This is a genomic window from Devosia ureilytica (genome assembly GCF_024273195.1).
GTDB lineage: Bacteria > Pseudomonadota > Alphaproteobacteria > Rhizobiales > Devosiaceae > Devosia > Devosia ureilytica.
Map to the genome: position 1 here is coordinate 422,070 of NZ_JAMZCU010000003.1, position 13,115 is coordinate 435,184.

12 protein-coding genes are annotated in these 13,115 nt (G+C 62.4%); 6 read left to right on the plus strand and 6 right to left on the minus strand.

The window, feature by feature from the left end:
* The first annotated feature begins 110 nt into the window (after positions 1-110).
* Complete coding sequence (locus tag NIM87_RS09840) at positions 111-1,250, plus strand: GGDEF domain-containing protein (RefSeq protein ID WP_254674484.1); 1,140 nt, start codon at positions 111-113, stop codon at positions 1,248-1,250.
* 6 nt (positions 1,251-1,256) lie between these two features.
* Here NIM87_RS09840 and NIM87_RS09845 read toward each other — a convergent pair whose 3' ends face one another.
* Positions 1,257-1,709 (minus strand): GatB/YqeY domain-containing protein, encoded by a 453-nt coding sequence (locus NIM87_RS09845; RefSeq protein WP_254674485.1) that lies wholly within the window; start codon positions 1,707-1,709, stop codon positions 1,257-1,259.
* A gap of 191 nt (positions 1,710-1,900) precedes the next feature.
* On the opposite strand from NIM87_RS09845, the gene carA reads away from it, so the two are divergent.
* Positions 1,901-3,112 (plus strand): glutamine-hydrolyzing carbamoyl-phosphate synthase small subunit, encoded by a 1,212-nt coding sequence (gene carA / locus NIM87_RS09850; protein WP_254674486.1) that lies wholly within the window; start codon positions 1,901-1,903, stop codon positions 3,110-3,112.
* Between the two features lie 91 nt (positions 3,113-3,203).
* Here carA and NIM87_RS09855 read toward each other — a convergent pair whose 3' ends face one another.
* The 3 genes from NIM87_RS09855 to NIM87_RS09865 form a co-directional block, all read right to left on the minus strand.
* On the minus strand, positions 3,204-4,667 hold the full coding sequence (locus NIM87_RS09855; RefSeq protein ID WP_254674487.1) for a glycosyltransferase family 32 protein: 1,464 nt from the start codon (positions 4,665-4,667) through the stop codon (positions 3,204-3,206).
* Positions 4,668-4,731: 64 nt separating this feature from the next.
* Positions 4,732-5,658 (minus strand): KPN_02809 family neutral zinc metallopeptidase, encoded by a 927-nt coding sequence (gene ypfJ, locus NIM87_RS09860; RefSeq protein ID WP_254674488.1) that lies wholly within the window; start codon positions 5,656-5,658, stop codon positions 4,732-4,734.
* A gap of 145 nt (positions 5,659-5,803) precedes the next feature.
* A complete protein-coding gene (locus tag NIM87_RS09865) occupies positions 5,804-7,276 on the minus strand; it encodes a mannitol dehydrogenase family protein (protein ID WP_408640064.1) in 1,473 nt (490 codons plus the stop codon).
* Between the two features lie 139 nt (positions 7,277-7,415).
* Here NIM87_RS09865 and NIM87_RS09870 point away from each other — a divergent pair, with 139 nt between their 5' ends.
* The gene (locus tag NIM87_RS09870) at positions 7,416-8,327 is read left to right on the plus strand and encodes a sugar kinase (RefSeq protein WP_254674489.1); all 912 of its coding nucleotides are present in this window, start codon (positions 7,416-7,418) and stop codon (positions 8,325-8,327) included.
* Positions 8,328-8,672: 345 nt separating this feature from the next.
* On the plus strand, positions 8,673-10,661 hold the full coding sequence (locus tag NIM87_RS09875; RefSeq protein WP_408640068.1) for a bifunctional 2',3'-cyclic-nucleotide 2'-phosphodiesterase/3'-nucleotidase: 1,989 nt from the start codon (positions 8,673-8,675) through the stop codon (positions 10,659-10,661).
* 62 nt (positions 10,662-10,723) lie between these two features.
* On the opposite strand, the gene NIM87_RS09880 is transcribed toward NIM87_RS09875, so the two are convergent.
* Entirely contained in the window at positions 10,724-10,921 is a 198-nt protein-coding gene (locus NIM87_RS09880; RefSeq protein WP_254674491.1) for a hypothetical protein, read from the minus strand.
* 94 nt (positions 10,922-11,015) lie between these two features.
* Here NIM87_RS09880 and NIM87_RS09885 point away from each other — a divergent pair, with 94 nt between their 5' ends.
* Entirely contained in the window at positions 11,016-11,996 is a 981-nt protein-coding gene (locus NIM87_RS09885; RefSeq protein ID WP_254674492.1) for a ribonuclease T2 family protein, read from the plus strand.
* A 68-nt stretch (positions 11,997-12,064) separates the two neighbouring features.
* Here the strand turns inward: NIM87_RS09885 and NIM87_RS09890 are convergent, their stop codons facing one another.
* Entirely contained in the window at positions 12,065-12,505 is a 441-nt protein-coding gene (locus tag NIM87_RS09890; protein ID WP_254674493.1) for a MarR family winged helix-turn-helix transcriptional regulator, read from the minus strand.
* 101 nt (positions 12,506-12,606) lie between these two features.
* On the opposite strand from NIM87_RS09890, the gene NIM87_RS09895 reads away from it, so the two are divergent.
* Positions 12,607-13,059, plus strand: coding sequence for an organic hydroperoxide resistance protein (locus NIM87_RS09895; RefSeq protein ID WP_254674494.1), 453 nt, complete (start codon positions 12,607-12,609; stop codon positions 13,057-13,059).
* The last annotated feature ends 56 nt before the right edge of the window (positions 13,060-13,115 follow it).

Genomic DNA, 13,115 nt, shown 5'->3' on the forward strand with positions numbered 1-13,115 from the left:
CATTCAGTCACCATCGAGGCATTTGCCTCAAACTGGGTAAGGGTCTCTTGGCCGCTTCCGCGTTAAGAGGTCACTTCGACCCGGCCAAACCGGCCCGTGGTGGCAGTCATATGATCGACAACACTTCGCTGCTCATCGGTATTGCTTTTTCAGGTGCCTCCCTGGTGTTGGCGCTCGTTATCGGCTGGCTCAACTCGCGCGCCGAAACTTACCTCATCCACGGCGCGGCCGGCATTGGCCTGATCGTTGCAGCCGTCGCCGCCCTCAGCCTGCGCAATGGCACATACTCAGTGCCCTATCAGCTCGTCACCTTCGCCGTCATGCTCGCCGGCTTCGCCTTCGTGCTGTCCGGCTCGCGTCTGTTCAACAAAAAACAGTCTGGTCCCTCGCTGCTTCTGGCCCTTGCCACGATTGCGGCTACATCTGCCGCGCTCCTGGTCGGACTCACCGGCCTTGGCACCATGCTGCTCAATGCTTCGGTGGCGCTGTTCCTGCTGCTGTGCGGTCTGGAATTCTGGCGCAGTCGTCGCGAAGGTCGACTGGCCATGATTGCCAATGCAGCCCTCTATATGCTGGTGTCCGCGTCCTTTATGAGCTGCGCCCTGGTGCTGCTCGTCGATGGAGCCTGGGTTCTTGATGGTCCGCCCAACAATTTGGCCGAGTATATAAATTCCATTCTGGCGCTGGTGGGCCTGACCGGTATAGGCGCCATCACCCTCACCCTGCACCATGCCCGCGCCGCTCGCCGCCACCACCTCGAGGCCAATACCGATGCGCTGACCGGCGTGCTCAATCGCCGCGCCCTGTTCCAGCGTTTCCGGGATGATGACGTGATCACTGGCCTTGCCGTGATCATGTTCGATCTCGACCATTTCAAGCAGATCAACGACCGCCACGGGCACGCCCATGGCGACAAGGTCCTGCAGCAATTTGCCGATGTCCTGCGCAGCGGCCTGCGCCACAGTGACATCATCGCGCGTCTGGGCGGCGAAGAATTCTGCGCCATCCTTCCGGGTCGCGACTGGGAGACGGCCCGTGCCGCAGCCGAGCGCGTCCGCAAGGCCTTTGCCGAGCTGCAATTGCCCATCGGCGAGGTTGCCGAAATCGCCACGGTCAGCGCCGGCATGGCTACCGGCGGGATCAATGAGCCCTTTTCGTCAGTGCTCAGTCGCGCCGACGCCGCGCTCTACAAGGCCAAGGAAGCCGGACGGAACCAGGTACACGCCGCCCCGATCCGGCTGGTTGCCTGACCCGGCTCAGGCACTGAGCGCCGCCCGCACCTGGCCGCTGACTTTGCCGAAATCGATTCGCCCCGGATAGTCGGCTTTGAGCTGGCCGATCACCTTGCCCATGTCCTTGGGGCCTTCCGCGCCGGTCGCAGCAATCGCTGCCGTAATGGCGGCCGTCACCTCATCCTCGCTCAGCCCCTTGGGCAGGAACTCATTGAGAATATCGATCTCTTCCTTTTCCACCGTGGCGAGGTCGGCGCGCCCGGCCTGTGCATAAATGGCAAAGCTCTCCTCGCGCTGCTTCACCATCTTCTGGATGATCGACAAAATTTCGTCATTGGTGGCTAGCCCCTTGCCGTCCCCACGATTGGCAATATCGCGATCCTTGATGGCGGCATTGATCGACCGCAGGGTGGCCGTGCGGCGCTGATCCCGGGCCTTGAGCGCCTGCTTGAGCCCTTCGCTGATGTCGTCGCGCATGTCCGTTCCGGCTCCTTGTTCCGCAAATTCTTGCCCCCATATAGGCAACAAACGCGCCTTGCGCCACTTGCGCTAGCCGCCTTGGCCTTCTATGAGGACCCCTCAACCGACATCATCATCGCGCGCTTGGGCAGGCCCTCCGCCACCGCTCTCACTGCGCGCGCCTCAACATCTGAGCTTGGAGACCCAAAGTGACCGGCTGGCAGCAAACTCCCGCGACCGCAGTTCTGATCCTGGCAGATGGCACCCGCCTTGAAGGCTTCGGTCTCGGCGCAATCGGCCACGCCGCCGGCGAGGTTTGCTTTAACACCGCCATGACCGGCTATCAGGAAGTGCTGACTGACCCGTCCTACGCAGGACAGATCATCACCTTCACTTTCCCGCACATCGGCAATGTCGGCACCAATGATGAAGACATCGAGACGGTGAATATGGCGGCCCTGTCGGGCGTGCGTGGCGTCGTGCTCAAGGCCGACATCACCAATCCGTCCAACTACCGCGCCGCCGAAAAGCTCGATGCCTGGCTCAAGAAGCGCAATATCGTGGGCATCGCCGGCATTGACACCCGCGCCCTCACCGCCCGCATCCGCGAAAACGGCATGCCCAATGGCGTCATTGCCCATGAGCCGACCGGCGTCTTCGACGAAGGCTCGATCATGGCCGAACTGAACGCCTTCCCCGGCCTTGAGGGCCTCGACCTCGCCAAGGAAGTCACCACCGCCCAGACCTATCACTGGGATCAGACCGGCTGGCAGTGGGATAAGGGCTATGGCAAGCTCGAAAACCCGGACTTCCACGTCGTCGCCATCGATTTCGGCGCCAAGCGCAACATCCTGCGTTGCCTCGCCGATCAGGGTGCCAAGGTCACCGTTGTTCCGGCCACTGCATCGGCTGCCGATGTGCTGGCCCACAATCCCGATGCCATCTTCCTGTCCAACGGCCCCGGCGATCCGGCCGCGACCGGCAAATATGCCGTGCCCACCATCCAGAAACTGATGGAAACCGGCAAGCCTATGTTCGGCATTTGCCTTGGGCACCAATTGATGGGTCTGGCGCTCGGCGGCACTACCTCCAAGATGCACCAGGGCCATCACGGCGCCAATCATCCGGTCAAGGATCTGACGACCGGCAAGGTCGAGATCACCTCGATGAACCACGGTTTTGCCGTGGACGCCGAGAGTCTGCCCGCTGGCGTCACCCAGACCCATATCTCGCTCTTTGACGGCTCCAATGCCGGCCTTGCCGTGGACGGCAAGCCGATCTTTTCGGTGCAGTACCACCCCGAAGCCAGCCCCGGCCCCAAGGACAGCCACTATCTGTTCACGCGCTTTCTCAACCAGGTGCGCAAGCAGAAAGGCCTGGCCGAAAAGCCCGAATATGTGGCCCCCGGCGCAGCCGCCTGATTTCGGCTGAACCTTTAAACCGACCGTTTATTGATAGCTTCACGGGCGGCGCGATCATCGCGCTGCCCGTTTTGCCACCCCGACGGCCCACTCAAATCCGTTCTGTAACTACCGTCACACTGGGCAGCGCCGCGACTTCGAAGCCCCTGTCCCGCGCCATGAGCGCAAAGCCACCCGCGCCACGGTGATATTTGTACGGCGTCTCGGCAAAGCGCACACCCGCCGCTACAACCTGTTCCCGCACCAGCAGCAGGTCCGTGCCGACCACGGTCATCGGCGTGACATTGAGATAGCGGAAATCCAGTAGCGGCAGTGCGTTCCGGCTCGCTTGCAGCGCCACGGCATGCTCCCGCGCGCCCGCACGATAGAGCGCCTTGAAGATATCGGCATTGTAGAGCAACGTCGCGTCATTACGATCCGCGCCATCCACTCCGACGACATCCACCGTCACCACATCCCGGCCGCAGCCGACCATGGCCTCCAGCACGCCCGGCGGAATGGACGTGAGCCGCCCATCGACCAGCACGCAATGCCCCTTCCCTTGGCTGGCAGCCAGCATGGCATTGTGCCTTGCCGCAGGCTCGCCTGGCGCCTCGCCGCCATAGGTCGCAATGGTCAACTTATCCGCGGGATAGGAGAGCCTATCCAGCACAGGCATCACGGCTTGGCCGTGGGTCAGGTCGACCGCCAGGTGCAAATTCGGCAATTCTGCGGGCACCGCGATGCGCTGATCGGCATAGCTCCGGCTTGGCGCTGGAAAGACCGTCCCCGAAAGCGCGGGATTGCGCCGTGCGCGCCACCACCACTGTAGCTTGTTGGGCAGCTTCCAGAACTGCGGCCCCTTGTAGAACACCGGCATGAACCAGCTGTTGCGCCACAAATGTGACACTAGCGCCGGTTCGCCCCGGCCAATCACGCGGCATTCTGCGGCCACGGCGTCGGCATAGGCCTCTGAAGTCGGGCAATGCCTGCCCCAGCCCGACAATGGGCTCCACAGGTTCGGCAGTAACGCATCGGGCCGTTCGGTCTTGGGCGCACACATGGCCACGCCATGGACGAAGCGCGGCCCCGTCGCATCCACCACATCCGAACTCGCCGAGCACCGCGCCATGGCGTCAAGACATCTCTGCCAGAAGGGATGCCCCGGTTCGGACCCCATGAAGGCATTGCACAGAACGAACGGCATGCCCCGATAGCGCCCGTCATTCTCCTCAACATGGATTTCCGGCTCTGCCCCAACAAAGCAGGCGCTTTCCTTGCATAGCCGGTCGATCCGCCCCTTGGGCACCACGTCGAGATCGGCATAAACGCCACCGAACTTGTGGAGCACGAAAAAGCGAAACGCATCCGCACGAAAAATGCCCGAGGGATAGCCGTCGAAAGTCGCCAGATGCGCAGGATAGTGGTCCGCCACCAGTGCCCGGATATCGGCATCGTCCCAGAGCCGCATTTCCCAATCAGGATGTGTCCGCGCCCAGTCATCCCAGATTTTCTGGGCAAACCTGGTCAGCGTCTTGGTCTTCCAGGTGAAATGCAGGATCTTCGGAATGGTCATGAAAAGGGCCGCCCTGTTTGCCAGGGCAGCCCTACATCATGTCCGGGTTGTGGTCACTTACCCGCTAGATATTTCCCGAAAAAGTATCGCAATCGCCAGGATTGCCGGAGGTGAAACCGCGCTCGAACCATGCCTTGCGCTGCGCCGATGTGCCATGGTTGAAGGTCTTGGGCACGGCAAAGCCCTGCATGCGCTTTTGCAGCGTGTCGTCGCCGATCTGGTTGGCCGCGTTCAGCGCTTCCTCGACATCGCCACTGTCGAGCAGGTTCTGCTGCCCCGCATAGTTGGCCCAGACCCCGGCATAGCAATCGGCCTGCAATTCGACCCGCACCGAATAAGCATTGGCCTCTTCCTGGCTCATCGACTGACGGCGCTGGTTGAAGTCGGGGAGCACGCCAGTCAGGTTCTGGATGTGATGACCCACCTCATGCGCCAACACATAGGCCTGCGCGAAGTCGCCCGGCGCCCCGAATTGACGATGCAGCTGGTCGTAGAAGCTGAGGTCTATGTAAACCTTGCTGTCCCCCGGGCAGTAGAACGGCCCGGTTGCGGCATCCGCAACGCCACAGCCCGAATTCACCTGACCCGAAAACAGCACCACGACAGGCTCGGGATAATCCTCGCCAATAGCAGCGAACTGCTCGTTCCACAGGTCTTCGGTTTCCTTGATCACGACGCCGACAAAATCGGCCAGCTCATCCTCGCCCTCGGCAGGCAGCTGGGTCGACGTCGCGCTCGAGCTGGGTCCCACGCTCGACCCGCCGGTCAGCATATCGAGCGGGTTCTGCCCTGTCGCGAACCAGATGATGCCCAGCACCACCACTATCCCGATCAGGCTCGAAATGCCGCCGCGCGAACCGCGACCGCCGGTCGGAATGCGAAATCCGCCGCGATTGCCGCCGAGGCCGCCCAGACCACCAAGGCCGCCACCGCCCCGCTGTCCGCGCCGATCCTCAATATTGGAGCTGCGCTCCCGACCCTGCCACTTCATCGCCGCCGCCTTTCAGATTCACGTTGGACGCTAGCAGTAAGTGCAGCGCGGGGGAACTCGTTCCATGGCAAGGCGCCCCCATCCTCTATCCCTTCCCACGAGGGGAGAGATCGAGGGTCGGGCGCGTCAGGAACGCAGCCTCCTGTTATTGAGCAACCTTCGCCACTGTCGCCCGCGCGCCTTCGTCAAACAGGCTCTCCAGATGGCCTACCACTGCTGTGCGGAAAACCGAATTGTCCGCCAGATCCGAGCCAAACACCTCGCTCAGCCCCACCAGTCCCTCGAACAGTGCTTCCGCGTCATCCCCGGCATCGGCGGCAATGGCCATCATCTTGAGTGCATGGGGATCGCGCACGTCGATTTCGCTGCCATCCTCGGCCACGCCGGTCACATAGCGCATCCAGGCCGCGACCCCGAGCGCCAGCCGCTCGATCCCCTGCCCCGCCTTGAGCCGGTCGCGGATCGTCCCCAGCAGGCGCTGCGGCAACTTCTGGCTGCCGTCCATCGCAATCTGCCATGTGCGATGCTTCAGCGCCGGATTGCGGAACCGCTCCAGCAATTGATCCCGATAGGCCCCAAGGTCCACCCCCGGCATGTCGAGCGTCGGCATGGCCTCCTCGGTCATCAGCCCGTGGATCAACTTTACATAGGCCGCGTCGCCCATCACTTCGGCGATATATTCATAACCACCCAGATAGCCAGTATAGGCCATGGTCGAATGCGAGCCATTGAGCATGCGAAGCTTCATATGCTCGAACGGTTCCACATCTTTGACCAATTGGGCACCAACCGTCTCGAAGGCCGGACGCCCCGATGGGAAATGATCCTCAATGACCCATTGAGTGAACGGCTCGGTCATGATCGGCCAAGCGTCTTCTGCCCCGATCAGCCCGGTCACTTCCGTCCTGTCGGCATCGGTTGTCGAGGGCACGATGCGATCCACCATGGTCGAGGGAAACGCCACCGTTTCCACCCACTCGCCCAACGCGGCATCCCGCAGCGCCGCAAACTTGGTGACGATCCGCTTGGCGGTCTCGCCATTGTTGGGCAGGTTGTCGCAGCTCATCACCGTGAACGGGGCCACGCCTGCCGCCATGCGCCGCGCCAGCGCCTCCACCAGCATGCCCGGCGCCGATTTCGGTGTACCCGGATTGGCCAGGTCATGCACAATATCGGCGTGCCGCTGATCCAGTTCCCCCGTTGCCGGGTCGTGGCAATAGCCCTTTTCGGTCACTGTCAGCGAGACAATGCGAATGGCCGGATCAGCCATCAGTGTCAGCAGGGCCTCGCGCTGCGTGTTTGCGTCCATTACCGACAGGATCGAGCCGATCACCCGTGGGTGCGTACCACCCGCATCGCGCACGGCAATCGTGTAAAGCCCGTCCTGCGGCTCCAGTGCCGCTTTTGTGTCGGGCCGCCTGAGACTTGCCCCCACAATCCCCCAGCTCGGATCACTGCCCAGGAGGTCATCGACATAAACCGCCATATGTGCCCGGTGGAACGCCCCGATCCCCAGATGCACGATCCCCGGCGTCACCTTGGCCCGGTCATAGGCAGGAACGGCGATACCGCTGGTAAGATTGGCAAGGGTGCTCTGGCTGAGGCGCGGACTGGTCACGATGGTCTCCCGGATCGGCGCGCCCAAGTCATCTTGTATGGAAGTTTCGCGCGCGGTAGGAGCCTGTTTAATGTGAGGCCCTTGCCGGGGCAAGCCCGCACCGGCATAACCCGCATGGCATATTGGGAGGAAATCACTCGTGACCAGACGCATCGTCTCAATCGGGGAATGCATGATCGAGATGAGCGGCGGCGAAGATCGCACCTACCGCCTCGGCTATGCCGGCGACACGCTCAACTCCGCCTGGTATTTGCGGGCCCTGCTCGGCAAGGACTGGTCTGTCGATTATGTCACGGCGCTGGGCGAAGACCGCTACTCCAATGACATTCGTGCCTTTCTCGACGACAACAATATCGGCACCGGTCACATTCAGACCATCCCCGATCGTCGCCCCGGCCTCTACATGATCCATCAGGAAAAGGGCGACCGGCATTTCACTTATTGGCGCGACACCTCGGCTGCCAAGCTGTTGGCCGATGACAAGACTGCCCTCGCCAAGGCCGTTGAAGGCGCCGAACTGGTCTATTTCTCCGGCATTACTCTCGCGATCCTGGCTCCGCGCGCCCGCGGCCGCCTGCTCGGCGCCATCGTCAAGGCGCGCGACAATGGCGCAAAGATTGCCTTCGACACCAATCTCCGACCCGCCCTCTGGTCCTCACCCCGCGTCATGGCCGGTGTGCTCACCGCCGCTGCCAGCCTCTGCGATATCGTGCTGCCCACCCACACCGACGAGGCCCCGCTCTTTGGCGACAAGACGGTAGACGATACCGCCGACCGCTATCTTGAACTCGGCGTCGAGGAGGTGGTGGTCAAGGACGGCAGCAAGGAAGCCCTGATCGCCACAGCCACCGAGCGCGTCCGCATCGCCCCGCCCGCCGGCGCCAAGGTCGTAGACGCCACCGGCGCAGGCGACAGCTTTAACGGCGCCTATCTCTCCGCCCGCCTCAACGGCAAATCCCTCCGCGATGCCGCCGAAGCCGCTCACCGCACCGCCGGCATCGTCATCGGCCACAAGGGCGCCCTGGTGGATCCAAAATTGGTTCAGGCCTGAAGCGACCACCCCCTCCCAACCTCCCCCTGAAGAAGGGGGAGGAGCAGATCGTGCAGGCTCCAGCGCTTGTGACAAACTCGATCCATCCCTCCCCCTTCTTCAGGGGGAGGTTAGGTGGGGGTGCGCCCCGTCCGGCGCGCATAACAGCGCATCACCGTCATCAAACTGTCATAAATTGACCAGTCGGTAAAAACTTCATAGCGTCACCACCCAGCCGTCATGCCAGCGTCACCTCCGGGGGGCATGAGCGGCAATGCTCCCCGTGGACGGGGAAGCGCCAAGAACCGGCCGAAAGCCGGCAGCCGGGAGCACGCCCCCGGCCAAGCGGCACTTCATTTGGAGACGATCATGAACTTCTTCCCATCCATATCCCGGCGCAGCTTCCTCGCCGGCTCGGCCAGCGTCGGTGCCATGGTCGCAATGCACCCGTTCGCCGTCATGGCCCAGGCCAATCAGGCGCATCTGCGCATCATCGAGACGACCGATATCCACGTCGCCATCCTGCCCTATGACTATTATGCCGACGCCCCCAACGACACCATGGGCCTGGCGCGCACCGCGGCGATCATCGAAGAAATCCGCGCCGAAGCCGGCAATGCCGTGCTCTTTGACAATGGCGACCTGATCCAGGGCAACCCCATGGGCGACTACATGGCCTATGAAAAGGGCCTCAACCAGGGCGACATCCACCCCGCCGTCGCCGCGCTCAACACGCTCGGCTATGACGCCGCGACCCTGGGCAATCACGAATTCAACTATGGTCTGGAATTCCTCGACCGCGCCCTCGAAGGCGCTAATTTCCCGCTGGTTTCGGCCAATCTGGTGCGCGGTACCGAGCTGGGCGAAGACCCGACCAATGACGACACTTACCTCTCGCCCTACCGCATTTTCGATAAGGAACTGACCGACGGCTCGGGCGCCAAGCACACCATCAAGATTGGCGTCATCGGCTTCCTGCCGCCCCAGATCCTGACCTGGGACGCGACCCACCTCACCGGCAAGGTCGTGGTGCGCGACATCGTCGAGGCTGCCCAGGCCTGGGTGCCGAAAATGCGCGAAGAAGGCGTCGACATCATCGTGGCACTCTCCCACTCCGGCATCACCGGCGGCGAACATGTCCCCGGTATGGAAAATGCCTCGCTGCAGCTGGCAGCGGTTGAGGGTATCGATGTGGTCCTCACCGGCCACCACCACCTCGTCTTCCCCGGCCCGAACTACGAGGGCATCGAGGGCGTGGATACGGTCGCCGGCACCCTCAATGGCAAGCCAGCCGTCATGCCCGGCTTCTGGGGCTCGCATATGGGTCTGGTCGACCTGCTCCTCGAAGTCGATGCCGATGGCAAGTGGACTGTCGCCTCGCACACATCCGAGGCGCGCCCCATCGTCGAGCGCGTCGACAACAAGAACGTCCCCACGGTCGAGTCCGTGGCTACCGTCGAAGAAGCCGTGGCCGCCGAACACCAGGAAACGCTCGACTACATCCGCCGCCCGGTCGGTGAAACGGCAGCACCGCTGCATTCCTACTTCGCGCTCGTCGCCGACGACCCATCCGTGCAGATCGTTTCCCAGGCCCAGTCCTGGTACATCGAGCAGATGATGAAGGGCACTGAATGGGAAAGCCTGCCGATCCTGTCGGCTGCGGCCCCCTTCAAGGCCGGTGGCCGTGGCGGCCCGGAATACTACACCGACGTTCCGGTGGGCCCTGTCGCCATCAAGAACGTGGCCGACCTCTACCTCTATCCCAACACCATCCAGGCTCTGGTCATCACCGGCGCTGACGTGAAAAACTGGCTCGAACGTTCGGCCGGCATCTTCAATCAGGTCGAGGCCGGCGCCACCGACGCCGCGCTCATCAACCCTGACTTCCCCTCCTACAATTTCGACGTGATCGACGGGGTGACCTACAAGATCGACCTCACCCAGCCCTCCAAATATTCCTCGGATGGCAAGGAAGAGATCAATCCCGATGCCAACCGCATCATCGATCTGATGTTCGATGGTGCTCCCATCGACCCGGCAGCCAAGTTCGTCATCGCCTCGAACAATTATCGCGCGGGCGGCGGCGGCTCATTCCCGGGCACCGGTGCCGCCAACATCATCTTCATCGGCCCCGATACCAATCGCGACATCATCGTGCGTTTCATCATCGAAAACGGCACGATCAATCCAAAAGCCGATAGCAATTGGTCGCTCGCCCCGATTGGCGACACCACCGTGTTGTTCGCTACCGGCCCCAAGGCCGCCGACAAGGTGGCCGATGTCACCGCCGTCAGTATCGAAGCGACCGGGGAAACCGATGAGCTCGGTTTCGGCATCTACCGCATCACGCTCTGATCGCCTGCATAACGAGAAAGGGCGCCCAAGGGCGCCCTTTCCTTAAAAACCATCAGACCAGTCTACTGCCCGTCCGGCGCCACATCGACGCTGACGGCCGGCACATCGACATCGACGGTTCCACCGCCGCTGCCGTCACCATTGAAGAAAACCAGGTAGAGGATGACCAGAAGGGCCACCACAACGACCACACCGATAATGGCGCCAGCGCCGCTCCCGCCGCGGTCAACAATAACGGTTTCACGATCCGGATCAGACATTCCATGCCTCCTTTGGCTGTGGCAAAAGAACGACAATGTGTGGCTCACGGTTCCGAAGCGCCGCAAAACCAATATTTCGGGGGGATTGGAACGCGTGAAGCGACTGACGACAATTCTGGCGATGGCTCTCCTGCTTATGCCGGCGGCCCATGGCGAAGTCCCGCTCACTGGCAGGTTTTCAGCATTGGAGGCCTGCCCCGCTTTCCAGTCGATCAGCCGCCAGACCAATCCCGGCAATGTCGTCTTGGAGCCGGGCCAGACTTACGACCTCCTCGCCGCCAACAAGACGCCGCCAACCCATTTCTGGATTGTGGTGCCCGGCGCTGAACCGGACCGGCGCTGGGTCGAGATCGCCTGTGGCACCACGGACGTTGCTCTTGCTCCGGCGCACGACGCACCCACCGCTCCGCAAGCCTACCGCGGCACCCAATATGTCCTCGCCGTAAACTGGCAACCGGCCTTTTGCGAAACCGCCGAGCACATCCGCGAATGCCGCAATCAGCGCCCCAATGCCTTCGAGGCGACCAATTTCACCCTGCACGGCCTCTGGCCGCAACCGCGTGACAATGAATATTGCGACGTCTCCCAGCGCGATCTCTGGGCCAGCCGCGACGGCCGCTGGCGCGACCTGCCGCAATTGGACCTGACCATCGCGCTGCGCCGCGATCTCGACATGGTCATGCCCGGCAGCCTCTCCGGCCTCGATCGCCACGAATGGATCAAGCACGGCACCTGTTATGGCGCCGATCAACGCGAATATTATGCCGACGCGCTCGACCTGATGCTGGCGCTCAATACTTCCAGCGTCGCCGAACTCTTTGCCGCCAACATCGGCAAGCGCCTGACCCTCGATCAGATCCGCACCGCTTTCGACACATCCTTCGGACTCGGCACGGGCGACCGTGTCAGCCTCGATTGCGCCCAGGACGGCAACCGTACCCTGATCACCGAACTGCAAATCAATCTCACCGGCGCCATCACTGGCCCCGACGATTTTGCCGCGCTTATGCTCGCCGCTGACCCCGCAGGCAGCGACTGCCGCTCAGGTCAGGTCGATGCGGTTGGGCTTCGCTAGCCTGCTGTCCTCATTCTCATCGCCCCTTGCGGACGAGGTCACTATGAGCGCCAGACGCTCGCCGCTTGCTAGTCTACCCTGTCCAACCGCTCTCGCAGCGCCAGCAGTTCGAGTCGCAGCGCCTCGGCGCCCGCCTGGCTCAACCCGGTTCCTTTGGCAACGGCCAGCGGAACGGCCTCGGCCCGCTGCTTGAGCGCCCGCCCATCGGCCGTGAGACGAATGCGTACCTGCCGCTCATCCTCGTCGTCGCGCTGACGCTGCACCAAACCGCGCGCCTCAAGCCGCTTGATCAGCGGGGTGATGGTTCCTGAATCGAGGAACAACCGCTCGCCCAGCGCTTTTACCGTCAGGTTGTCCCTCTCCCACAGCACGAGGAACACCAGATATTGCGGATAGGTCAGGTCCAGCGCATCAAGCCGCGGCTTATAAAACCGCGTGAAGGCATGTCCCGCCGAATACACGGCAAAGCATAACATCTGGTCGATTGTCGGCATCGGATTTCCGGTCATCCCGTACCTCGCTCTTTCATCAAATCTAACACACAAAATTCTATTGCGCACAATTTAATTGTGCCCTATTTACCCTGCATCACCAGCAAGGAATACCTCTCATGAGCATCAAGTCAGCCCTCTACACCGCCCATGCCCACACCACGGGTGGCCGCACCGGCACCAGCCAGACCGACGATGGTCGGCTCAACGTCACGCTGGACACACCCCGGGCCATGGGCGGCAATGATGGCCCCGGCACCAATCCCGAGCAGCTCTTCGCCGCTGGTTATTCGGCCTGTTTCCTGGGCGCCCTCAAGGCTGTCGCCCGTGGCGAAAAGATCAGGATTCCCGACGAGACCACCATCGACGCTGCCGTTTCCTTCGGCGAGAACGCCAGGGGTGCCGGCTTTAGCCTCGCGGTCGAGCTCAAGGTGACCATTCCCGGTTTCGAGCCAGCCCAGGCCGAGGATCTGGTCCACAAGGCCCACCAGATCTGCCCCTATTCCAACGCCACGCGGGGCAATGTCGATGTCAAGTTGACGATCGTTGAAGAGGCCCTCGCCTTCGCCTGATCCATTTCGTTAACGATTGCCGTTCATCGGCCCGAAAGGGCGGCGAGGATAGCGTC